This is a genomic window from Rhizobacter sp. P3_C12 (assembly GCF_056402735.1).
In genome coordinates this window covers 94,775-118,209 of sequence record NZ_JBFUGW010000001.1, presented here as the reverse complement: position 1 = coordinate 118,209, position 23,435 = coordinate 94,775, and the positions used below count along the sequence as shown (strand labels likewise).

The following is a 23,435-nucleotide window of genomic DNA, read 5'->3' as shown; positions in this document are numbered from 1 at the left end:
GCGCAGTTCGGCGCGGAAGGCGCCGAGCGCCTGCGCGCCGAGGATGCGGCCTGGGCGCACTGGGAGCAGYGGATCGCCGACGCCCGCGGCGCGCTGCAGGCGATCGCGCAGCGCCCGGAGCTGTCGGCGCCGCAGCGCGAGCAGGCGCTGCAGGACGAGCTGGCCCGGCGTTTCAGCGGTACGGAACTGCAACGCGCCCACGCCATCCTGCGTTCCGTCGCACCGTGAGCCCGGGCCGGGCGGGGCGCCTGTAGAGTACGGCAGCGCCGATCGGGCGCCCCCTCGACCACCGCGGCCCATCCGGCCGCCAGGAGCTTCACTTGCATCTTCTGCCTCACCGCCCCCGACGGGCTGCCTTGTGTGCCGCCCTCGCCACCGCGCTGCTCGCCGGCGCCGCCCACGCCCAGACCGAGGCGCCCCGTTCCGGCATCGACCGCAGCGGCATGGACAACGCCGTTCGCCCACAGGACGACCTGTTCCGCCACATGAACGGCGCCTGGCTGCGCGACACGCCGATGCCGGCCGACAAGGCCTACATCGGGGCCTTCGAGCAGATCCAGGAAGGCACGCTCGCGAAGCTGCGCGGCCTGATCGAGGATGCGGCGAAGAACGGCGGCGACGCCGACGCGAAGAAGATCGGCGACCTGTACGCGAGCTTCATGGACGAAGCGGCGCTCGAGAAGCTCGGCGTCAAGCCGCTGGCCGGCGAACTCGCCGCGATCGATGCGGTGCGCACCCGCAAGCAGCTCAGCGTGCTGATGGCGCGCCACGGCCGGCTCGGCATTCCCTCCGCCGTCAACGGCGAGATCGACCAGGACGCCAAGGACTCCACCCGCTACGTCACCTACCTGAGCCAGGGCGGCCTGGGCCTGCCCGACCGCGACTACTACCTGAAGGAAGACGACGCCCGCTTCAAGGAGGCGCGCGCCAAGTACGTCGAGCTGGTCGCGAAACTGCTCACGATGGCCGGCGAGTCCCACGCCGAGGCCAGCGCCCGCGCGGTGCTCGCGCTCGAGACCGAGCTGGCCCGCGTGCAGTGGACGCGCGTCGAGAACCGCGATGCCGTCAAGAGCTACAACCCGGTGCAGCAGAAAGACCTGCCGAAGCTCGCGCCGGCCCTCGACTGGAAGGCCTGGCTCGCCGATGCCGGCATCGCCGGCAAGACGCCGGACGTGATCGTGCGCCAGCCGAGCTACTTCAAGGGCATGAGCGCGCTGCTGCAGTCGCAGCCGCTCGCCACCTGGAAGGCGTATGCGAAGACGCGGCTGCTGATCTCGTTCGCGCCCTACCTCAGCAAGGACTTCGTCGACGCCCAGTTCGCCTTCACCGGCACGGTGCTGAGCGGCACCACCGAGAACCGCCCGCGCTGGAAGCGCGGCGTCGGCATCGTCGAGCGCTCGATCGGCGAGAGCCTGGGCAAGGTCTACGTGGCCAGGTACTTCCCGCCCGAGTCGAAGGACAAGATGGAGAAGCTGGTCGGCAACCTGCTGGCCGCCTACAAGCTGAGCATCGACACGCTCGACTGGATGGGCCCCGACACCAAGAAGCAGGCGCAGGCCAAGCTCGCGACCTTCGTGCCGAAGATCGGCTATCCGAAGAAGTGGAAGGACTACAGCCGGCTGCAGATCCGCCGCGACGACCTGGTCGGCAACGTCATGCGCGCGCGCCTGCTGGCCGATGCACGCGAGGTGGCCAAGCTCGGCAAGCCGGTCGACCGCGACGAATGGTTCATGACGCCGCAGACCGTCAACGCGTACTACAACCCGGCGATGAACGAGATCGTGTTCCCGGCGTCGATCCTGCAGCCGCCGTTCTTCGACCCGACCGCCGACGACGCGGCCAACTACGGCGGCATCGGCGCGGTGATCGGCCACGAGATCAGCCATGGCTTCGACGACGAGGGCAGCCGCTTCGACGGGCTGGGCAACCTGCGCGAATGGTGGACCGTCGAAGACCGCAAGCGCTTCGACGCCAAGACCAGCATCCTGGTCGAGCAGTACGGCGCGTTCGAGCCGGTGCCGGGCTACAAGGTCAACGGCGAGCTGACGCTGGGCGAGAACATCGCCGACAACTCGGGGCTGGAGATCGCGTACAAGGCCTACCACCTGTCGCTGAACGGCCAGCCGCCGCTCGCGATCGACGGGCTGAGCGGCGACGAGCGCTTCTTCCTCGGCTTCGCGCAGGTGTGGCGCGGCAAGACGCGCGACCAGGCGCTGGTGCAGCAGCTCAAGTCGGATCCGCATTCGCCAGAGGAGATCCGCGCCAACGGCACGGTGCGCAACCACCCGGGCTACTACTCGACCTTCGGCGTGAAGGCGGGCGACAAGATGTACCTGCCGCCGGAGAAGCGCGTGTCGATCTGGTAGTGCGGATCTGGTGAGAAACTGGGGCGCATGAGCACCCCGCCCGAGTCGCCGGCCTCCCTCGTCCAGCTGCGCGAGAGGTTCGGCGAGCGCTACCGCTGGATGGTGCTGCTGACGGTCATGATCGGCACGATGGCGTCGATCATGGCCTCGACCATCATCAACGTCGCGGTGCCCGACATCAGCCACCGCTTCGGCCTCGGCCAGGAGCGCGCGCAGTGGCTGTCGGCCGGCTTCATGGCCGCGATGACGGTCTCGATGCTCGTCACGCCGTGGGTGCTCGACCGCTTCGGCTACCGCAGCAGTTACTTCGGCGCGGTGCTGCTGCTGATGCTGGGCGGCATCGGCGGCGGGCTCGGGACGAGCTTCGAGTGGGTGCTCGCGATGCGGGTGCTCGAAGGCCTGTCGGCCGGCGTGCTGCAACCCATCCCCGCGATCATCGTGCTGCATGCGTTCCAGCGCCACGAGCAGGGCAAGGCGATGGGCATCTTCGGCTTCGGCGTGGTGCTCGCACCGGCCATCGGGCCGAGCATCGGCGGCGTGCTGGTCGAGGCCTTCGGCTGGCGCTCGATCTTCTTCGTGGTGGTGCCGTTCTGCCTGGCGGCGCTCGCGATGGCCGCACGCTACCTGCCGCACAGCTCGCCGGGCGGCGCGCACGTCAACCAGCACGGCCGCAAGCTCGACGTGGCCGGCCTCGCGCTGCTGACGGTGGCGGTGCTCGCGCTGCTCAACGGCCTCGTGCACCTGCACGACACGGCGCACCTGGCGGCGATCGTGCTGCTGGTGGTCGCGGTCGGCGCCGGCATCGTGTTCATCGCGCGCCAGCGCCGCAACGACAACCCGATCATGCGGCTCGGGTTGTTCGACTTCCGCTCGTTCTCGATGGGCGGCTGGGTCGCCTTCATCTACGGCATGGCGTTGTTCGGCTCCACCTACCTGGTGCCGGTGTTCATGCAGATCGCGCTGAAGCTGCCGCCGTCGCAGGCCGGCGCGGTGCTGCTGCCGGCGGGCATCGTGCTCGCGATCACGATCCCGCTGGCCGGCCGGCTGGCCGACAAGCTGCCGGTGAGCCGCGTCGTCGCGGCCGGCGTGCTGCTGCTGGCCGCCTCGTTCTGGCTGATGCTGACGGTGGGCTTCGCCACCGCGCTGTGGCTGATCACGCTGTGGGCGGTGGTCGGGCGCATCGGGCTCGGGCTGGTGCTGCCGTCGCTGAACCTCGGCGCGATGCGCGGGCTGCCGAGCGAGCTGATCTCGCACGGGTCGAGCACGATCAACTTCCTGCGCCAGCTGGGTGGGGCCGTGGGCATCAGCATTGTCGGGATCGTGCTGCAGTGGCGGCTCGGCGTGCATGCCGACGCGCCGCTGCGGGCCTTCCACGAGACCTTCGGGCTGCTCGGGGCGATCAGCGCACTGGCGGTGATCGCGGCGTGGCGGATGGCGCCCGCGAAGGACTGACCGGGCGTTCGGGTTTCCCTCGGGCAGACAGCGGCGGTGCCGAGCGCGATCCTGGGTTTCTTGCACAAGAACCCCAGGAGACAACCCGTGAGCACACGCTTCAAGATCAACGGCAAGTCGGTCGACGTGAAGGCCGAGCCCGACACCCCGCTGCTGTGGGTGATCCGCGACGAGATCGGCCTGACCGGCACCAAGTACGGTTGCGGCATGGCGCTGTGCGGCGCCTGCACCGTGCACCTGGACGGCCAGCCGGTGCGCTCGTGCCAGACACCGGTCTCGGCGGTGGCCGGCAAGTCGGTCGCGACGGTGGAGAGCCTGTCGCGCAACAACACCCACCCGTTGCAGGTCGCGTGGATCAAGCACGACGTGCCGCAGTGCGGCTACTGCCAGTCCGGCCAGCTGATGAGCGCGGCCGCGCTGCTGAAGACGAACAAGAACCCGAGCGATGCCGAGATCGACGCCGCGATGAGCGGCAACATCTGCCGCTGCGGCACCTACCCGCGCATCCGCGCCGCGATCAAGAGCGCGGCCGCGGACCTGCAGCACCACAAGGCCTGAGGAGACCACCATGACCAAGACAAGCCTGACACGGCGTGGTTTCCTGCAGAGCTCGGCACTGACCAGCGGCGGCCTGATGCTGGGCGTCGCGCTGCCCGGTGCCGTCTCCGACGCCAACGCGGCCGGCATGCTGTACACGCCGAACGCCTGGGTGCACATCGCCGACGACAACACCATCACGCTGCTGTCGGCCCGCTCCGAGATGGGCCAGGGCGTCTACACCTCGATGCCGATGCTGATCGCCGAGGAGCTGAACGTGGACATTCGCGCGATCAAGGTGTCGATCGCGCCACCGAACCAGAAGCTCTACGGCAACGCGCTGCTCGGCGGGCCGCAGCTCACCGGCGGCTCGAGTTCGGTGCGCGACGGCTGGGAGAAGCTGCGCGTCGCCGGCGCGCAGGTGCGCATGATGCTGATCAGCGCGGCTGCTCAAAAATGGAACATCCCGGAGTCGCAGCTGCGCGCCGAGAACGGCCGGGTGATCGGCCCGAAGGGCAGGAAGGCCACTTATGGCCAGCTGGCCGCCGCAGCCTCGAAGCTGCCGGTGCCCGACAAGGTGGTGCTGAAGGACCCGAAGGATTTCAAGATCGTCGGCAAGCCGACGCGCCGGCTGGACACGCCGTCCAAGGTGAACGGCACCGCCGAGTTCGGCATCGATGTCAAGCTGCCCGGCATGGTCTACGCGTCGCTCGAGCAGTGCCCGGTGATCGGCGGCACGGTGAAGAGCTTCGATGCGAGCAAGGCGAAGACGATGCCCGGCGTGATCGACGTGGTGCAGATTCCCGACGGCGTCGCGATCGTGGCCGACACCTGGTGGCATGCGAAGCAGGCGCGCGAAGGTCTCAGCGTCGTCTGGGACGAAGGCGCCGGCGCGGCGCTGACGCACACCTCGATGATGGAGAGCACGCGCGGCGGGCTCACCTCCGGCAAGGTGCTGCCGCTGAAGGCGGTGGGGGATGCGGATGCCGAGATCGCCAGAGTGGAAAAAGCGGCCGAGAAGGCATCAGGCAAGGTGATCCGCGCCGAGTACACGATGCCGCTGCTGTCGCACTCGCCGCTGGAGCCGATGAACTTCACGGCGCACGTGCATGACAACCGCGTCGAGCTGATCGGCCCGACGCAGTGGCAGGACGCCGCGGCCGCCACGGTCGCCAAGGTGGTCGGCGTGCCGCCGGAGAACGTGAGCCTGCGCACCACCTTCCTCGGCGGCGGTTTCGGCCGGCGCATCGACATCGACTTCATCGTCCAGGCCGCGCAGATCTCGAAGGCGGTCAACAAGCCGGTGAAGCTGCTGTGGACGCGCGAAGACGACATGACGCACGACTTCTACCGGCCGCAGTCGGTGCACCGGCTGGCCGCGGCGATCGGGCCCGACGGCAAGCCGACCGCGATGACCTTCCGGATGAGCTCGCAGTCGATCACCGGCCGCGTGTTCGGCCTGCCGGCCGACGTGCAGGATCCGCTGATGACCGAGGCGGCGATCGCGGGCTACGCGGTGCCGGCCTCGCGGCACGACATCGTCAAGCATGACGCGGGGCTGCGCGTGGGGTACTGGCGCTCGGTCAGCCATGCGCTGAACGCGTTCGCGAACGAGACCTTCATCGACGAGCTGGCGGTCGCGGCGGGGCAGGACCCGCTCGCCTACCGGCTGTCGCTGCTGGGCAGCCAGCCGCGCTTCGCCAACGTGCTGAAGATCGCGGCCGACCGGGGCGGCTGGGGCCGCGCGGCGCCGGCCGGGCGCTTCCGCGGCATCGCGCTGATGGAGGGCTACGACACCTACATGGCCCAGGTGGCGGAGATCTCGGTCGCCAACGGCGAGGTGCAGGTGCACAAGGTGACGGTGGCGGCCGATCTCGGGCGCATGGTCAACCCCGACACGGTGGAGGCGCAGATCCAGTCGAGCATCGTGTTCGGGCTGACGGCGGCGCTGTTCGGCGAGATCACGCTCGAGAAGGGCCGGGTGCAGCAGACCAACTTCCACCAGTACCGGCTGCTGCGGCTGAACGAATCGCCGGCGATCGACATCACGCTGGTGCCGAGCACCGAGAAGCCGGGCGGCATCGGCGAGCCGGCGACGGCGCTGATCGGGCCGGCGGTGGGCAACGCGGTGTTCGCGGCGACGGGCAAGCGGCTGCGCAAGATGCCGTTCACGCCGGAGAACATCCAGAGCGCCTGACCGCGTCGGAGGCGGGCAGGGCACGGGTATCCTTGCGGGCTTCCCCGAGCCCGCAAGCCGACCGATGCCGCTGCCGACCCAGAACACCCCGCTGACCGACCTGCCTGAACGCTGCGAGGTGCTCGTCGTGGGGGCCGGCCCGGCCGGCAGCGCGGCCGCGCAATGGCTGGCGCGCGCCGGCGTCGACACCGTGCTGGTCGACCAGCACCGCTTCCCGCGCGACAAGGTCTGCGGCGACGGGCTGATTCCCGATGCGCACGCGGCGCTCGCGCGGCTGGGCGTGCTCGACGAGGTGATGGCGCAGGCCCAGCCGGCGCAGCACGTCGGCTGCATCGGCCCGCGCGGCGGACGGGTCGACGTGCCCGGCACGCTGGCGGTGCTGCCGCGTCGCGAGCTCGACCAGATCCTGTGCCGCGCCGCGGCGCAGGCCGGCGCGAGGATGTTCGCCCCGGCGCATTTCGAAGGCGTGCTGAACGATGCGCAGGGCCGCGTGAGCGGGGCGATGCTGAGCCATGGCGGCGCGAAGCACGAGATCCACGCCCGCTGGGTGCTGCTGGCCACCGGTGCGGTGCCGCAGGCGCTGATCGCCGCCGGCGTGTGCGAGCGCCAGACGCCCAGCGGCATCGCGATGCGCACCTACATCCGCAACCCGGCGATGGCCGACCGGCTGCGCGCGCTCGACGTGGTGTGGGACCGCCGGCTGCGCCCCGGCTACGGCTGGATCTTTCCGTGCCGCGACGGCGTGTTCAACGTCGGCGTCGGCGTGGCGAACAGCCACCGCAGCGGCACCGACGGCCGCCACAGCAAGCTCGACGTGAACCTGCGGCAGATGTTCGCGAGCTTCTGCGAGTTCTACGAGCCGGCCCGCGCGCTGCTGGCCGGCGGCGAACTGCAGGGCCCGCTGAAGGGCGCGCCGCTGCGCTGCACGCTGCAGGGCGCGGCGTTCTCGCGCCCTGGCCTGCTGGTGACCGGCGAGGCGGCCGGCAGCACCTACTCGTTCACCGGCGAGGGCATCGGCAAGGCGATGGAAACCGGTCTGCTGGCGGCCGAGGCCGTGCTGGCCGGCCGGCACGCCGACGACGATGCGGTGCGCGGCCGCTACGAAGCGGCGTTGCGTGCGCTGCAGCCGCGCTTCACGCTGTACGAGCGGGCGAACGGCATCAACGCCCACCCATGGCTGGCCGACCTGGTGATCTGGCGCGCGCAGCGCAGCGCGCGGCTGCGCGAGCGGATGAGCGGCGTGCTGAACGAGACCAGCAATCCGGGTACCCTGCTGAGCCTGAAGGGCGTCAAGCGCCTGTTCCTGGAATAGAGGGTGGAACGATGTGCCAGCTGCTGGGGATGAATGCCAACACCCCGACCGACCTGATGTTCAGCTTCACCGGGTTCTCGACCCGTGCCGAGGAACACAAGGACGGCTTCGGCATCGCGTTCTTCGAAGGTGCGGGCACGCGGCTGTTCGTCGACGCGCAGAGCGCGCGGCTGTCGCCGGTGGCCGAGATGGTCCGGCACTATCCGATCCGCAGCCACAACGTCATCGCGCACATCCGCAAGGCGACGCAGGGCGTGGTCGCGCTGGAGAACACGCACCCGTTCGTGCGCGAGCTGTGGGGCCGCTACTGGGTGTTCGCGCACAACGGCGACCTGAAGGACTACCAGCCGCGGCTGCATGCGGCGTTCCGCCCGGTGGGCAGCACCGACAGCGAGCGCGCGTTCTGCTGGCTGATGCAGGAACTCGCGAAGGCGCATGCGGACCTGCCGCCGGTCGGCGAGCTGACGGCCACGCTGGCCGAGCTGGTGCCGCGCGTCGCCGCGCACGGCAGCTTCAACTTCATGCTGAGCAACGGGCAGGCGCTGTGGGCGCACTGCTCGACGAAGCTGAGCTGGCTGGTGCGGGAGCATCCGTTCCGCAAGGCGCGGTTGCAGGACGAGGACATGAGCGTCGACTTCGCCGAGCTGACGACGACGGCCGATCGGGTGGCGGTGGTGGTGACCGAGCCGCTGACGGCGGACGAGGCGTGGCGGGCGTTCGCGCCGGGGGAGTTGAAGGTGTTCGTGAATGGCGGGGTGGTGGAGCGCTGAGTCTTCCCCGCGGAGCTTGACCCTGCCTGCCGCTTGTTCGAGACGAACTTTCTCGCTTGAAGAAGAATGTCCGAGCCTCTCGGGTCGATGGGCGTGCCGTCCAGTTCGGTCAGCTGCCCCTGTGTTTCCTCGACGATCTTGATCAGATAGAGCTCGAGGAACTCCAGCGCCACGGCAAGTGCGTCCATCTCGTCGCGACCAATGACTTCCGATGACAAATCGGGGTCGTCACACGTCAACACTTGGCAAACCAACAGGCCGATACTGGCTGCACGCCATTTCGCAAGAAGTCTGGGTGTTTGACCCCCAGGCTCTGCCGTAGGCGTTGGCCGCCTGATCGGCTTGCGAAGCTTGCGGGGGATCGCCCTTCAGATTCTGATCAAACCACTCTCGACCATCGGAGATCATGCATGCCATGGCTTCGCCGGTCGAGCCGCGTCTCGCGGCCTGGCAGTCGGCTTTGCAATGGAAGTACTTGTCGGCATTGATGGTGTTGGCCGCACGCATGTCGCCATGGTTCCGTGCGAAGTCTCTGCCTGAACCCAGGACCTCGCGAACCGGGTCGGGTCCACGTGGCACCCTCAGTGACCCGAGGTTGGGCGAGGGTTGCCAGCCATTGTTCGCCAGGCCCATCGGATCGATTCCCTGCAGGGGGTTCCCGTCCACGTAGGTGTAGGTCGAAATGCTTCCTCCCGCCAGGCCAATGGGGTCGGATTGGGCGTAGTAAAACGTCGCTCGCGCCGGCTCCTCAATTTCTACAGAATTGCGCTCTACTCGGCCGCAGGTCGCTCACCATATTTCTCGCAGGCGCCATATTTACTGCACGGTAAATATCGAAGAACTCGGAAATATCGGCCGCCCGCGCCATCCCTCAGAGCCGCTCCTGCGACCCCGGGTCAAACATCGACACCTTCTCCGCCGCGATCCGGAACGGCGCCTGCTGGCCCACCACCGGCTCCGCATGCCCGCTCAGCATCGCGCTGATCTGCTGGCCCTGCACGTCCATCCACACGATGGTCTGCGCACCCATCGGCTCCACCAGCGCCACCGTGCCGCTGCCGTCGCCCGCGGCCGCGCCGTCCAGGTGCAGCGCGATGTCTTCCGGGCGGATGCCCAGCAGCACCGCCTGCCCGTCGCGCGGTGCCTGCGCGAACGAATAGCGCGTCACGTCGACCGAGAGCCCGGCGCGCTGGAACGTCACCGCGCCGCCCGCCACCTGCAGCGTGCCCTCGGCGAAATTCATGCTCGGCGAGCCGAGGAAGCCGGCCACGAACACGTTGGCCGGCCGGTTGTAGATCTCGCCCGGCGCGCCGATCTGCTGGATGCGGCCCTTGTTCATCACCGCGATGCGCGTCGCGAGCGTCATCGCCTCGACCTGGTCGTGCGTCACGTAGACCATCGTCGTGCCGATGTTCTTGTGCAGCTGCTTCAGCTCGCGGCGCAGCTCGGCGCGCAGCTTCGCGTCGAGGTTCGACAGCGGCTCGTCGAACAGGAACACGCCGACGTCGCGCACCAGCGCACGGCCGATCGCGACCCGCTGGCGCTGCCCGCCCGACAGCTGCGACGGCTTGCGCTTCAGCAGTTCCTGCAGGTGCAGGATCTCGGCCGCGCGCGCCACGCGCTTCTCGATCTCGGCCTTCGGCGTGCCGTTCACGCGCAGCCCGAACGACATGTTCCGCTCCACCGACATCGTCGGGTACAGCGCGTACGACTGGAACACCATGCCGATCGAGCGGTCCTTCGGGTCGGCCCAGGTCACGTCGCGCCCGCCGATCTCGATGCTGCCGGCATGCACGTCCAGCAAGCCCGCGATCGAATGCAGCAGCGTCGACTTGCCGCAGCCCGACGGCCCGAGCAGCACCAGGAACTCGCCGGCCTGCACGTGCAGGTCCATCGCGGCGATGATCGGCACGCCGCCCAGGCGGACCTCGAGCTGGCGGATGTCGACGTTCGCCGACGCCACATGCGACACCGGGGCCGCGGTGGATGACGGCAGGTCGACGGATGAATTCACAGGAATGGCAGACACGGATTCAACCCTTCACGGCACCAGCCGCAATGCCGCGCACGAACCAGCGGCCTGAAATCAGATAGATGGCCAGCGGAACCAGCGAGGTGAGCACGGTGGCCGCCATGTTCACGTTGTACAGGCGCTCGCCGGTCGTCGTGTTGATCACGTTGTTCAGCTGCACCGTCATCGGCAGGTTGTCGCGCCCGGCGAACACCAGCCCGAGGATGAAGTCGTTCCAGATCGCCGTCACCTGCATGATCACCGCGACGATGATGATGGGCGTGGCCATCGGCAGCATCAGCTGGAAGAAGATCCGGAAGAAGCCGCCGCCGTCGATGCGCGCCGCCTTGAACAGCTCGCCCGGCACCGACGCGTAGTAGTTGCGGAACAGCAGCGTCATCACCGGCATGCCGAAGATGGTGTGGATCAGCACGATGCCGGCCAGGCTGCTGAAGATGCCGGCCGCCGCGAACGCGCGCACCAGCGGGAACATCACCACCTGGTAGGGCACGAAGGCGCCGATCATCAGCACGCCGAACAGCAGGTTCGCGCCGCGCGCGCGCCAGAACGACAGCGCATAGCCGTTGAGCGCGCCGAAGAAGATCGAGATCACCGTGCTCGGCAGCACGATCTTCACCGAGTTCCAGAAGCCGACCTGGATGCCGCTGCAGTCGAGCCCGGTGCAGGCCTGCGACCAGGCCGCAATCCAGGGCTCGATGGTCCAGTCGCCGGGCAGCGCGAACAGGTTGCCCAGCCGGATCTCGGCCATCGGCTTCACCGAGGTGACCAGCATCACGTACAGCGGCAGCAGGAAGAACGCGGCACCGGTCAGCAGGAAGGCGTAGACGCCGACGCGCGCCGGCGTGACGCGCGGCGGGCGCTTCGAGCGCACGGGCGCGGCGGTGGGTTGGGTGGAGGAGGGGAGGGCGGAGGAGGGCGTCGACATCAGTGAAACCTCAGGCTTCCCGGGCGTTGCGGTTGGCGCGGCTGCGCGCATACAGCCACGGCGTGATCACGGCCAGCACCGTCAGCAGCATCACCGTGCTGGCGGCCGACGCGAGGCCGATGTTGGCGCGCCCGAACAGGTAATCCATGATGAACTTCGCCGGCACCTCGCTCGCGATGCCGGGGCCGCCCTGCGTCATCGCGATCACCGCGTCATAGACCTTCACGACGCCCACCGACAGCAGCACCAGCGCGGTTGCGAACGACGGCCCGAGCTGCGGCAGCACGATGCTCGCGTAGACGCGCCAGCGCGGGATGCCGTCGATGCGCGCGGCCTTCCACATCTCCTCGTCGATGCCGCGCAGCCCGGCCAGCATCAGCGCCATCACCAGCCCCGAGGCCTGCCACACGGCGGCGATCACGATCGTGTAGATCACCTTGTCCTGGCTGACGATCCAGTCGAAGCTGAAGCTCTCGAAGCCCCAGCCGCGCACCGTGGCCTGCAGGCCGAGCTCGGGGTTCAGGATCCACTGCCACACCAGCCCGGTCGCGACGAAGCTCATCGCATACGGGTAGAGGAAGACGGTGCGCAGCACGCTCTCGCCGGCCACCTTCTGGTCGATGAAGACCGCCAGCAGGAAGCCGATCACCAGGCACGCCAGGATGAACAGCACGCCGAAGATCAGCACGTTGTGCACCGAGACCATCCAGCGCTCGCTGGTGAACAGCCGCTCGTACTGCGCGAGGCCCACGAAGCTGTCGCTCGGGAAGGTGCGCGAGTTCGACAGCGAGATCCGCACCGACCACAGCACCGTGCCGATGTAGGCGAACAGCACCGTGGCGGCCATCGGCAGCAGTGCCGCGTAGACCGACCAGTGTTGCCGCAGTCGGCTGCGCCCGACGTCCATCGTGGAATCCTCGAAGCCTTGCCAAGGCGGCAAGGGTAGACAAAAAAAGGGTGGGCCGCAGCCCACCGTGGGAATTACATCCAGGCCGCCCGACCCGGAGGGTCAGGTCTTCAGCGCAACGGCCAGCGCCTTCGCGGCGTCATCCACCGACTGGTTGGTGTTCCACAGCTTGGTCAGCACGTCCTGCACCGCGCCGATGGTGTCGGGCGTCGCGAGCATTTCCGAATCCGGCAGCTGGCGCGAGGCGTCCTTCATGATGGCCACGCCGGCTTGCGCGCAGATGTCCATCTTCGAGGTGTCGACGTCGGTGCGGATCGGGATCGAGCCCTTCTTGTTGTTGAAGGCGACCTGCGCGGCCGGCGAGGTCATCGTCGTCGCGAGCAGCTTCTGCGCCTTGATCGCCTCGGCATTCGTCGTCTTCGGGAACACGAACACGTCACCCGCGACGATGTACGGCGACTTCGGACCGAAGCCCGGGAAGCAGCCGAATTCCTTGCCGGCCGTCTGGTTCGCGGCCTGGAACTCGCCCTTGGCCCAGTCGCCCATGATCTGCACGCCGGCCTTGCCGGAGATCACCATCGCGGTCGCGTCGTTCCAGTTGCGGCCCGGCGAGCCGGCGTCGACATAGTTGTGCAGGCGCTTGAAGGTCGCGAGCACCTTCTTGAACGGCTCGCTCGTGACCAGCGCGGCATCCTTGTCGCGGTAGAACTTCAGGAACATCTCCGGGCCGCCGACGTGTGCCAGCACCGCGTTGAAGGTGATGCGCTCCTGCCACGACTGGCCACCCAGCGCCAGCGGCACCAGGCCGGCGGCCTTCAGCTTGTCGAGGGCAGCGAAGAACTCGTCGATGGTCTTCGGCTCGTCCTTGATGCCGGCCTTCGCGAAGGCGGCCTTCGAGTACCAGAACCAGGCGGGCATGTGCACGTTGACCGGCACGGCGTAGTAGTGGCCCTTCACCTTGACGGTGTTCAGCACCGGCTGCGGCAGGATCTTGTCCCAGCCTTCCTTGGCCGCGACCTCGTCCATGTCGGCCAGCTTGCCTTCGGCGACGATGTCGTGGAACTGCTTGGAGGTGTTGAACTGCGCGGCGGTCGGCGGGTTGCCGCCGACGATGCGGTTGATGGCCGCGGCGCGCGCGTTGTCGGCACCGGCCACGGCGCTGTCGACCCAGGTGCCGCCGGCCGCCTTGTAGGCGTTCGCGAACTCCTTGATGGCGGCCGACTCGCCCCCCGAGGTCCACCAGTGGATCACCTCGGCCTTGACCTGGGCCTGGGCCGGGGTCACGACGCCGAGTGCGCCGAAGCCCACGACCATCCCGGCGAGAACTGCCTTCAATTGAAACGCCATGTCTGTCTCCTGTGGTGAAACTCGAGCACTCCGGCTCATTGGGGGTGAAACTGTCTGACGGGAATCAGGCCTGCGAGGCCCGCGCCTTCATGAAGGCCTGCACGACGCGCCCGCTGTCCTTCCAGGTGCGCGCCTGGGTGCCGTAGTCGACGTGGACGATGCCGAAGCGGCGCTCGTACCCATACGCCCATTCGAAATTGTCGAGCAGCGACCAGATGAAATACCCGCGGATATCCACGCCGCTGCGTATCGCGTCGTCCACTGCCTGCAGGTGGCGGCTGATGAAACTGATGCGCGACGGGTCGGCGACGCGGCCGTCGACGACCTTGTCGTCCGAGGCCATGCCATTCTCGGTGATGTAGATCGGCGGCAGGTTCCTGTAGGTCGCATGGAAACCCTTCAGCAGGCGCGCCAGGCCCTGCGGATAAACCTCCCAGCCCATTTGCGTGCGCTCGACGCCGGGCATGTCGGTTTCGATGAAACCATGCCGCCCGTCGCTCTTCACCTGGGTGCGGAAGTAATAGTTGATGCCGAGGAAATCGAGCGGCGCGGCGATCGTCTGCAGGTCGCCCTCGAGCACCAGCGGCTCGGCGCCGGGCCACAGCCGCCACAGGTCGGCGGGATAGCGGCCCTTGAGCAGCGGGTCGAGGATCCAGTCGTTGTGCTGCACCTCGAACAGCCAGGCGGCGTCCTGGTCCTTCGGCGACGGCGTCTCGGCCACCGCGGCACCGACGTTGGCGACGATGCCGATCTTCGCGCCCGGGTCGTTGCGGCGCAGGATCGCCACCGCGGTGCCGTGCGCGAGCAGCAGGTGGTGCATCGCCTGCGTCGCGTAGCGCAGGTTCTGGCGGCCCGGCGCATGGCGGCCGACGGCGTAGCCCAGGAAGGCCGTGCACCACGGCTCGTTCAGCGTGGCCCAGGCCGTCACCAGCCCCTTGAACTCGCGGCTCACCAGGTCGGCGTACTCGGCGAAGTGGTACACCACCTCGCGGTTGGTCCAGCCGCCGCGGTCCTCGATCCACTGCGGCAGGTCCCAGTGGTACAGCGTCACGTAGGTCTGGATGCCCTTGGCCTTCAGCGCCTCCAGCAGGCGCTTGTAGAACGCCAGGCCCTTCGGGTTCGGCTGGTTCTTCGCGTCCATCACGCGCGGCCAGGCGATCGACAGGCGATACGCCTGCACGCCCAGTTCCTCGATGATTTCCAGGTCCTGCGGCCAGCGGTGGTAATGGTCGCAGGCAAACTCGCCGGTGTCCCCGTTCAATACCATGCCGGGGGTATTGGAATAGGTATCCCAGATCGACGGGATGCGCCCGTCTTCATGAATGGCGCCTTCGATCTGATAAGACGCCGTGGCGGTACCAAACAGAAAATCGGGCGACCAGAGCCTCGAATCCTTGGGAATCTCCAACTGCTCTGCACTGTACTTCGCCGAATTCGTACTCACTCCACACCTTTCTCGACTCGCTGCTTGACTTGACGGAACGTCCAGGCACTACAATGCCAACCCAATTGGAACCGGTTCCAAAGAGCGGAACGCATTTCAGCACCTCTGCGCGCATTCAACATTGGGGAAAACCCGGTCTCGGCCGCTCCCTATGATTCCCGGTTCGGTATGGGTTCTCTCCTGGGCGACGAATGGCAACCATCAAGGACGTGGCGCGGCTGGCGGGTGTGGGGGTGGGCACCGCATCGCGCGTGATCTCCGGCCGGGGCTCGGCCTCGCCGGCGGCGGTGGAGCGGGTGCAGGGCGCGGTGCGCCAGCTCGGCTTCCGGCCGTCGAGCCTCGCGCGGGCGCTGTCGTCGCGCACGCTCGGCATGATCGGCGTCTTCGTGCCCGATTTCAGCGGCCCGTTCTTCGGCCGCATCCTGCAGACCATGGATGCCGAGTTGCGCGAGTTCGACCGCCACATGGTGGCCGCCAACGGCTGCGGGCACGGCGATCGGCGCCAGCAGGCGCTGGACGGCACCGCGTTCCTGATCCAGCGCGAATGCGACGGCCTGATGCTGCAGAGCAATGAGCTGCTCGACGAGGACCTGCTTGCACTGCACCGCCTGCAGCCGCGCCTCGCGGTGCTGAACCGCCTGGTGCCGACGCTCGAGGCGCAGTGCTTCTCGGCCGACCACCATGTCGGCGGGCGGCTGGCCGCGCAAGCGCTGCTGAGCCGCGGGCACCGGCAGATCGCGGTGATCTCCGGGCCGAACTCCGCGCCCGACAACGAGGCGCGCATGGCCGGCTTCTACGAGGAGCTCGCCGCGCAGGGCATCGCGCGCGAGGCGGTGCCGCAGGTCGAGGGCGATTTCAGTTCCGAGAGCGGCTGGCGCGCGGCATCGCAGTTGCTGGAGCGGGGTGTGCCGTTCACCGGCTTGTTCGGCGCGAACGACGTGATGGCGATCGCGGCGATCTCGCGCCTGCAGCACGCGGGGCTGCGCGTGCCCGAGCAGGTGTCGGTGGTCGGCTATGACGATTCCGAGCCGGCCTCGTACAGCAACCCGCGGCTCACCTGCGTGCGCATCCCGATCCAGGACGTGGTGTCGAACGCGTCGCGCTATCTGTTGAACGAGTGCTACGGCAGCACGCTGCCCGTGACCCGCATCTTCGAGCCGACTTTCGTGTGGCGGGACTCGGTCGCGAAAGTTCCCTGAAATACATCACCCACTGAAGAGGGAAGCACATTGCGTCGGCGCGGCATGAGGTGCACGACAAAGTTTGGTCCTCGCATCGACGGTTTGTGTCAGATGCAAGTGATAGACGGTTCCACTTTGGGGTTCGGCGGCAGTGGCATGCGAACTGCAATCCGCGTTCCCCATGGGCGACCGCCTGCCTGCACCGATGAAAAAGCGAAAGTCTTCGATGAACGATCACCATGACCTCGACAGCCGGCTGCGCCGGCGCCTGCTCGGCGTGACGCTCGCGTCCGCGGCCACGGCGGCGCTGGCCGCTTGCGGCGGCAGCAGCGATTCGTCGCCGTCGCCGTCGCCCGTGGGTGGGACGCCGCCTGCTCCTGCCCCGGCCCCCGCCCCCGCACCGTCGCCCGCCCCGGCTCCGACCTCGAAAAGCTTCAAGCGCGGCATCGCCTATGACGTGGCCACCACGGCCGACCTGAACGCGCTCGTGCCGGGTGTGTCCTGGTGGTACAACTGGTCGCCCCGTCCGAAGCTGACGCCGCCCGCCGGCACCGACTTCGTGCCGATGCTGTGGAACTTCAGCTTCAACGACGCCGAGATCGAGACGCTGCTGAAGGCCAACCCGCAGTACAAGTACCTGCTGGTGCTGAACGAGCCGAACCTGGGAGGCCAGGCGACGATGTCGCCGGCCGATGCCGCGGCCGCCTGGCCGCGCCTCGAGGCGCTGGCGACCAAGACCGGCGTGAAGATCGTCGGCCCGCAGATCACCTGGGGCACGATGAACGGCTTCACGGATCCGGTCGCCTGGCTGGATGCCTTCTACACCGCCTACCGCAACGCCAACGGCGGGCGCGATCCGCGCATCGACATGCTGTCCTTCCACTGGTACGACTACGGCCTGGACAAGCAGCTCGACCGCCTGAAGAAATACGGCAAGACGTTCTGGGTCACCGAGTTCGCGAACTGGCACGAGGGCGATGGCCAGGCGGCGATCGACACCGTGGCCAAGCAGAAGACGCAGATGGCGGAAATGGTCGCGATGCTCGAAGCCCGCGCCGATGTCTACCGCTACGCGTGGTTCACCGGCCGCTGGGAGAATGACATCCACTTCAGCAGCCTGCTTGGGAAAGACGGTCAGCTGACCGAGCTCGGCCAGTACTACCTGTCGTTGCCACCCAATGCGTGACCCCGTCACCTTCGACCAGCTGAAGATCTTCATCGCCTGCGTCGAACGAGGTAGTTTTTCCGGTGCGGCGCGCAAGCTGCACCGCACCCAATCGGTGGTGAGCCAGGCGATCGCGCAGCTGGAGCGCCAGATCGGCGTGACGCTGTTCGACCGCAGCGGCCGGCTGCCGACGCTGACCGACGAAGGCCGCGCGCTGCTGGCCGATGCGCGCATCGTCGCGCGCGGCGTCGACGGCTTCAAGGCGCGCGCCAAGAGCCTGGCCGACGGGCTTGAGGCGGAGCTGTCGGTCGCGATGGATGCGCTGTTCCCGATGGAATGGCTGACGCAGGCGGTCGATGCGTTCCGCCACGAGTTCCCCGGCACGCCGTTGCGGCTGCATGTGGATGCGATGGGTGCGATCCTGCAGCCGGTGCTCGACGGGCAATGCCGCATCGCGGTGATCGGCAGCCTCCCCGACGTGCCCGACACGCTCGAATCGCAACCGCTGCTCGACGTGGCGGCCGTCACGGTGGTGGCGCCGACGCACCCGCTGGCGTCGCACGACGGGCCGATCCCGCGCGCGGTGATCGAGCAGCATGTGCAGCTGGTGCTGACCGACCGCTCGCGCATGACCGACGGGCGCGACTACGGCGTCGTCTCGCCGATCACCTGGCGGCTGGCGGACCTGAGCACCAAGCATGCGTTCCTGCGCGCCGGCTTCGGCTGGGGCCACATGCCGCGCCCGCAGGTCGAGGCCGACCTGGCCCAGGGCAGCCTGGTGAGGCTGGAGGTGGAGGGCCTGCCGCTCACGCCGCCGTCGTTCGCGATGCGCTCGGTGCACCGCAAGGATGCGCCGCCGGGGCCGGCCGCGCGCTGGTTCCTCGACTGGCTGAAGCAGGCCGAGGCAGACCGGGCCTAGGTCAGCCGCTCCAGGACGCGCGCCATCGTGAACGCCGTCTTGAGCTGCTTCAACGCGCTGGTGTAGGCGGTGCTGCCCGGCGCGCCGGCGGATGCTTCGGCTTGCTCGAATGCCTTCGTGAAGGAGAGCTCCAGCGCCCCGGGGTCCCGCGGCAGGTTGGAGTGCACTTCCTCCCGCAATGCCTGCCAGCCCGGCCCCTTTCCCTCGGCCGCTGTCGCGAGCCGAATCATGAGTCCGGTCTGGGCGCCGAAGTCGACCAGGCCTCCGGTGGCCGTCTGGGCGCCCCGCCGGAGCGTCTCGAACTTCGGCGACGACCTGGAATTGCCGGTAACTGCCGTCGTGGCCTGGGCCGGCGGGGTGACGCTCGAAGGCTGGGTTCCGATCTTGAGGCTCATGGCGGTGGTTCTGTGAGGCTGTGACGAAGAGGCTTGGGACGGCGGCTGGTTCCGACTGAGTGGGCGGCGCGGCCGGATTGATTCCAAGACGGACGTACCGGCCGCATCGACGACAGGCCGGCACGGTGACGAGGCCGGTTCCTATAATCGCCCCTCGCCCCCCGAGCCACCCACGGCGCCGTAACCGATGACTCCCGACTTCAAGCCCACCGAGATCGAACGCGACGCCCAGGCCGCGTGGACCGCTGCCGATGCCTACCGCGTGACGGAAGACGCCAGCAAGCAGAAGTTCTACGCCTGCTCGATGCTGCCGTACCCGAGCGGCAAGCTGCACATGGGCCATGTGCGCAACTACACGATCAACGACATGCTGACTCGCCAGCTGCGCATGAAGGGCATGAACGTCCTGATGCCGATGGGCTGGGATGCCTTCGGCCTGCCGGCCGAGAACGCGGCGATCAAGAACAAGGTGCCGCCGGCGAAGTGGACCTACGACAACATCGCCTACATGAAGCGGCAGATGCAGGCGATGGGCCTGGCGATCGACTGGAGCCGCGAGATCGCGACCTGCTCGCCGGCCTACTACCGCTGGAACCAGTGGCTGTTCCTGAAGATGCTGAAGGCCGGCATCGCCGAGCGCCGCACCCAGGTCGTCAACTGGGACCCGATCGACCAGACCGTGCTGGCCAACGAGCAGGTGATCGACGGCAAGGGCTGGCGCTCGGGCGCGGTGATCGAGAAGCGCGAGATCCCCGGCTACTACCTGAACATCACGAAGTACGCCGGCGAGCTGCTCGACTACGTGCAGGAGCAGCTGCCCGGCTGGCCCGAGCGCGTCAAGCTGATGCAGGAGAACTGGATCGGCCGCAGCGAGGGCGTGCGCTTCGCCTTCCCGCACCGCATCGCCGCAGCCGACGGCCAGCCGATCGGCGGCGGCCGGCTGTACGTCTTCACGACGCGCGCTGACACCATCATGGGCGTGACCTTCTGCGCGGTCGCACCCGAGCACCCGCTGGCCGCGCACGCCGCGGCGTCGAACCCGGCCGTCGCTGCGTTCATCGAAGAGACCAAGGCCGGCGGCACGACCGAGGCCGAGCTCGCGACGCAAGAGAAGAAGGGCGTGCCCACCGGCCTGGTCGTGCAGCACCCGATCACCGGCGAGGACGTGCCGGTGTGGGTCGGCAACTACGTGCTGATGAGCTACGGCGACGGCGCCGTGATGGGCGTGCCGGCGCACGACGAGCGCGATTTCGCGTTCGCGAAGAAATACGACCTGGGCATCCTGCAGGTCATCACGATCGACGGCGAGCACTTCAGCTACGACCACTGGCAGGAGTGGTACGGCGACAAGCAGCGCGGCATCACGATCAATTCCGACAACTTCAGCGGGCTCGACCACGCGAAGGCGGTYGATGCGGTGGCCGCGGCGCTGGCCCACAAGGGGCTGGGCGAGAAGAAGACGACCTGGCGCCTGCGCGACTGGGGCGTCAGCCGCCAGCGCTACTGGGGCACGCCGATCCCGATCATCCACTGCGATGAGCACGGCGCGGTGCCGGTGCCCGAGAAGGACCTGCCGGTCGTGCTGCCCGAAGACGTGGTGCCCGACGGCAGCGGCAACCCGCTGAACAAGCGTGCCGACTTCCTGAACGTCGCGTGCCCGGTGTGCGGCAAGCCCGCGCGCCGCGAGACCGACACGATGGACACCTTCGTCGACAGCTCGTGGTACTTCATGCGGTATTGCGATGCGTCGAACGACAAGGCGATGGTCGGTGCCGGCACGCAGTACTGGATGCCGATGGACCAGTACATCGGCGGCATCGAGCACGCGATCCTGCACCTGCTGTACGCGCGCTTCTGGACCAAGGTGATGCGCGACCTGCACCTGGTGAAGGTCGACGAGCCGTTCACGAAGCTGCTGACGCAGGGCATGGTGCTGAACGAGGCCTTCTCGCTGACCCACGAGGGTGCCGGCAAGGACTACTTCTGGGCGCACGATCTCGAGATCGAGCGCGACGACCATGCCCACGTGCTGTCGGCGGTGCACAAGGAGAGCGGCAAGCCGGTGGTGTACGAAGGCTGGACGACGATGTCCAAGTCGAAGAACAACGGCGTCGATCCGCAGGACCTGATCGAGAAGTTCGGCGCCGACACCGCGCGGCTGTTCGTGATGTTCGCGTCGCCGCCGGAGCAGACGCTCGAATGGAACGACCAGGGCGTCGAGGGCGCGAACCGCTTCCTGCGCCGCGTGTGGGCCTTCGCCGCGAAGTACGCCGACGTGCTCATCGGCGGCGGCGAGATCTCGGGCGCCGTCCCGAAGGAAGCGCAGGCGCTGCGCCGCGAGGTGCATACGCAGCTGCGCCAGATCAGCTACGACTACGAGCGCATGCAGTACAACACCGTCGCCTCCGGTGCGATGAAGCTGCTGAAGGCGCTCGAGGGCTTCACCGGGAATGCGCCGGCGGTCGTGCGCGAGAGCTTCGGCATCCTGCTGCGTGCGCTGTACCCGGCCTGCCCGCACATCACCTGGACGCTGTGGACCGACCTCGGCTACGCCAAGGGCCTGGGCGACCTGCTCGACGCACCGTGGCCGCAGGTCGACGAGGCCGCGCTGAAGCAGGACGAGATCGAGCTGGTGCTGCAGGTCAACGGCAAGACGCGGGGCGCGATCACGGTGGCGGCCACCGCCGACAAGGCCGCGATCGAGGCGGCGGCGGTCGCGAGCCCGGATTTCGTCAAGTTCTCGGAAGGCAAGCCGCCGAAGAAGGTGATCGTGGTGCCGGGCCGGCTCGTCAACGTCGTCGTCTGAGCGTGCCCATGCAACGACGCATGCTCGTGCTGTCTGTCGCCGCGGCGCTGGCCGGCTGCGGCTTCGAGCTGCGCCGCGCGCCGGAGCTGCACTTCAAGGCCATCCAGCTGAGCGGTTTCAAGCCGCAGTCGCCGCTGGCCGGCGACCTGCGCCGTGCGCTGCAGTCGGTCAACGCGACCCGCGTCGTCGAGGCGGCGTCGCTGGCCGAGGTGGTGCTCGAGTCGCTGAACGACGTGCGCGAGAAGGGCGTCGTCTCGTCCGGCACGGCCGGCCAGGTGCTCGAAGTGCAGCTGCGCTCGCGCTTCAGCTTCCGGCTGCGCACGCCGATGGGCAAGGAGCTGATCCCGGCCAGCGAGATCCTGTTGACGCGCGACATGACCTACAACGAGAGCATCGCGCTCGCGAAGGAGCATGAAGAGACGCTGCTGTACCGCGCGATGGAAACCGACATCGCCTCGCAGGTGCTGCGCCGGCTGGCGTCGGTCCAGTCCCTCTGATCCGTTCCCCCTGATCCGTTTCACCGAACACTGTCCCCGCCGATGCAGCTGCGAGCTGACCAACTCCCCACCCACCTGCGCCAGGGCCTGAAGCGGATCTACACGATCCACGGCGACGAACCCTTGCTCGCGCAGGAGGCCGCCGACCAGATCCGCGCCGCCGCGCGCGCGGCCGGCCACACCGAGCGCCAGGTGCACACCGTCAGCGGTGCGCACTTCGACTGGAGCAGCCTGCTCGGTGCGTCGCAGGCGCTGAGCCTGTTCGCCGACAAGCAGCTGATCGACATCCGCATCCCGTCCGGCAAACCCGGCAAGGACGGCTCGCAGGCGCTGCAGCGCTACTGCGAGACGCTGTCGGACGACGTGGTCACGCTGGTGCAGTGCCCCAAGCTCGACCGCACGCAGCAGGCCAGCGCCTGGTTCGTCGCGCTCGATGCGGCCGGTGTCACGCTGCGCGTCGACCCGATCGAGCGGCGCGCGCTGCCGGCCTGGATCGCGCAGCGGCTCGCGGGCCAGGGCCAGAAGGTGCAGGACGGCGAGGCCGGGCAGCAGACGCTGGCGTTCTTCGCCGACCGGGTCGAGGGCAACCTGATGGCGGCGCACCAGGAGGTGCAGAAGCTCGGGCTGCTGTACCCGCAGGGCGAACTGAGCTTCGAGCAGATCGAGTCGGCGGTGTTGAACGTGGCCCGCTACGACGTGTTCAAGCTCGGCGAGGCGGTGCTGGCCGGGCAGGTCGGGCGCGCGCTGCGCATGCTCGACGGGCTGGAGGCCGAGGGCGAGGCCGCGGTGCTGGTGCACTGGACGCTGGCCAACGACATCCTCGCGCTGCGCCGCGTGAAGGACGCGCTGAACGCCGGCAAGCCGCTGGCGCTTGCGCTGCGCGATGCGCGCGTCTGGGGTGCGAAGGAGCGGCTGTTCGAGCGCGCCGCGCCGCTGCTGGGCGACGACGGCCTGTCGCAGCTGGTCGAGGCGGCGCAGGTCTGCGATGGCCTGGTCAAGGGGCTCAAGCACCCCGATTGGCCGTTCGAACCGTGGCAGGGTCTGCGCCGGCTGGTGCTGATGGTGATGCAGCAGGTCACGCAGCAGGCGGCACCGGCACCCGGCACGGTGCGCGGCGGGCCGGCTTCGAAGGTGTCGCTGGTGCTGCGCGCCTGAATGCGTAGCCCGGATGCCAATCCGGGAG

General features: G+C 68.3%; 20 protein-coding genes. 13 read left to right on the top strand and 7 right to left on the bottom strand.

Annotated features, from left to right (window positions below):
• From AC1DXV_RS00545 to AC1DXV_RS00515, 7 genes are all read left to right on the top strand, one after another.
• Nucleotides 1-228: lipase secretion chaperone (locus AC1DXV_RS00545; RefSeq protein ID WP_477932089.1), on the top strand; the 228-nt coding region annotated here is incomplete at its 5' end.
• 128 nt (nucleotides 229-356) lie between these two features.
• Nucleotides 357-2,366 (top strand): M13 family metallopeptidase, encoded by a 2,010-nt coding sequence (locus AC1DXV_RS00540; protein ID WP_477932087.1) that lies wholly within the window; start codon nucleotides 357-359, stop codon nucleotides 2,364-2,366.
• Between the two features lie 27 nt (nucleotides 2,367-2,393).
• Complete coding sequence (locus AC1DXV_RS00535; RefSeq protein WP_477867750.1) at nucleotides 2,394-3,818, top strand: DHA2 family efflux MFS transporter permease subunit; 1,425 nt, start codon at nucleotides 2,394-2,396, stop codon at nucleotides 3,816-3,818.
• 87 nt (nucleotides 3,819-3,905) lie between these two features.
• The gene (locus tag AC1DXV_RS00530) at nucleotides 3,906-4,376 is read left to right on the top strand and encodes a (2Fe-2S)-binding protein (RefSeq protein ID WP_477867752.1); all 471 of its coding nucleotides are present in this window, start codon (nucleotides 3,906-3,908) and stop codon (nucleotides 4,374-4,376) included.
• Between the two features lie 10 nt (nucleotides 4,377-4,386).
• Entirely contained in the window at nucleotides 4,387-6,552 is a 2,166-nt protein-coding gene (locus AC1DXV_RS00525) for a xanthine dehydrogenase family protein molybdopterin-binding subunit (RefSeq protein WP_477867754.1), read from the top strand.
• Nucleotides 6,553-6,616: 64 nt separating this feature from the next.
• Entirely contained in the window at nucleotides 6,617-7,864 is a 1,248-nt protein-coding gene (locus tag AC1DXV_RS00520) for an NAD(P)/FAD-dependent oxidoreductase (RefSeq protein WP_477932085.1), read from the top strand.
• Between the two features lie 11 nt (nucleotides 7,865-7,875).
• Complete coding sequence (locus AC1DXV_RS00515; protein WP_056813410.1) at nucleotides 7,876-8,634, top strand: class II glutamine amidotransferase; 759 nt, start codon at nucleotides 7,876-7,878, stop codon at nucleotides 8,632-8,634.
• Nucleotides 8,635-8,862: 228 nt separating this feature from the next.
• Here AC1DXV_RS00515 and AC1DXV_RS00510 read toward each other — a convergent pair whose 3' ends face one another.
• The 6 genes from AC1DXV_RS00510 to AC1DXV_RS00485 form a co-directional block, all read right to left on the bottom strand.
• Nucleotides 8,863-9,267, bottom strand: a complete 405-nt coding sequence (locus AC1DXV_RS00510) for a hypothetical protein (RefSeq protein ID WP_477864209.1) — start codon at nucleotides 9,265-9,267, stop codon at nucleotides 8,863-8,865.
• A 238-nt stretch (nucleotides 9,268-9,505) separates the two neighbouring features.
• On the bottom strand, nucleotides 9,506-10,663 hold the full coding sequence (locus tag AC1DXV_RS00505; protein WP_477864208.1) for an ABC transporter ATP-binding protein: 1,158 nt from the start codon (nucleotides 10,661-10,663) through the stop codon (nucleotides 9,506-9,508).
• A gap of 4 nt (nucleotides 10,664-10,667) precedes the next feature.
• Complete coding sequence (locus AC1DXV_RS00500; RefSeq protein ID WP_477864207.1) at nucleotides 10,668-11,591, bottom strand: carbohydrate ABC transporter permease; 924 nt, start codon at nucleotides 11,589-11,591, stop codon at nucleotides 10,668-10,670.
• 10 nt (nucleotides 11,592-11,601) lie between these two features.
• Complete coding sequence (locus AC1DXV_RS00495; RefSeq protein WP_477864206.1) at nucleotides 11,602-12,498, bottom strand: carbohydrate ABC transporter permease; 897 nt, start codon at nucleotides 12,496-12,498, stop codon at nucleotides 11,602-11,604.
• Nucleotides 12,499-12,600: 102 nt separating this feature from the next.
• A complete protein-coding gene (locus AC1DXV_RS00490; protein WP_477864212.1) occupies nucleotides 12,601-13,812 on the bottom strand; it encodes an ABC transporter substrate-binding protein in 1,212 nt (403 codons plus the stop codon).
• A gap of 97 nt (nucleotides 13,813-13,909) precedes the next feature.
• Entirely contained in the window at nucleotides 13,910-15,289 is a 1,380-nt protein-coding gene (locus AC1DXV_RS00485; protein ID WP_477864205.1) for a GH1 family beta-glucosidase, read from the bottom strand.
• A 191-nt stretch (nucleotides 15,290-15,480) separates the two neighbouring features.
• On the opposite strand from AC1DXV_RS00485, the gene AC1DXV_RS00480 reads away from it, so the two are divergent.
• The 3 genes from AC1DXV_RS00480 to AC1DXV_RS00470 all read left to right on the top strand — a co-directional run bounded on the left by AC1DXV_RS00480 (nucleotide 15,481) and on the right by AC1DXV_RS00470 (nucleotide 18,554).
• A complete protein-coding gene (locus AC1DXV_RS00480; RefSeq protein WP_477932083.1) occupies nucleotides 15,481-16,488 on the top strand; it encodes a LacI family DNA-binding transcriptional regulator in 1,008 nt (335 codons plus the stop codon).
• 208 nt (nucleotides 16,489-16,696) lie between these two features.
• On the top strand, nucleotides 16,697-17,656 hold the full coding sequence (locus AC1DXV_RS00475) for a glycoside hydrolase family protein (RefSeq protein ID WP_477864203.1): 960 nt from the start codon (nucleotides 16,697-16,699) through the stop codon (nucleotides 17,654-17,656).
• Nucleotides 17,649-18,554 (top strand): LysR family transcriptional regulator, encoded by a 906-nt coding sequence (locus AC1DXV_RS00470; RefSeq protein ID WP_477864202.1) that lies wholly within the window; start codon nucleotides 17,649-17,651, stop codon nucleotides 18,552-18,554. Before AC1DXV_RS00475 ends, AC1DXV_RS00470 begins: the two co-directional genes overlap by 8 nt.
• Here AC1DXV_RS00470 and AC1DXV_RS00465 read toward each other — a convergent pair.
• On the bottom strand, nucleotides 18,551-18,949 hold the full coding sequence (locus AC1DXV_RS00465; RefSeq protein WP_477864201.1) for a hypothetical protein: 399 nt from the start codon (nucleotides 18,947-18,949) through the stop codon (nucleotides 18,551-18,553). The two genes, AC1DXV_RS00470 and AC1DXV_RS00465, sit on opposite strands and share 4 nt — an antisense overlap.
• Nucleotides 18,950-19,136: 187 nt before the next feature.
• On the opposite strand from AC1DXV_RS00465, the gene leuS reads away from it, so the two are divergent.
• The 3 genes from leuS to holA are packed head-to-tail and all read left to right on the top strand — an operon-like array spanning nucleotide 19,137 to nucleotide 23,407.
• Complete coding sequence (gene leuS, locus AC1DXV_RS00460; protein WP_477932081.1) at nucleotides 19,137-21,755, top strand: leucine--tRNA ligase; 2,619 nt, start codon at nucleotides 19,137-19,139, stop codon at nucleotides 21,753-21,755.
• Between the two features lie 8 nt (nucleotides 21,756-21,763).
• Complete coding sequence (locus tag AC1DXV_RS00455; protein ID WP_477864199.1) at nucleotides 21,764-22,252, top strand: LPS-assembly lipoprotein LptE; 489 nt, start codon at nucleotides 21,764-21,766, stop codon at nucleotides 22,250-22,252.
• A 42-nt stretch (nucleotides 22,253-22,294) separates the two neighbouring features.
• The gene (gene holA / locus AC1DXV_RS00450; RefSeq protein ID WP_477864198.1) at nucleotides 22,295-23,407 is read left to right on the top strand and encodes a DNA polymerase III subunit delta; all 1,113 of its coding nucleotides are present in this window, start codon (nucleotides 22,295-22,297) and stop codon (nucleotides 23,405-23,407) included.
• Nucleotides 23,408-23,435 lie beyond the last annotated feature (28 nt).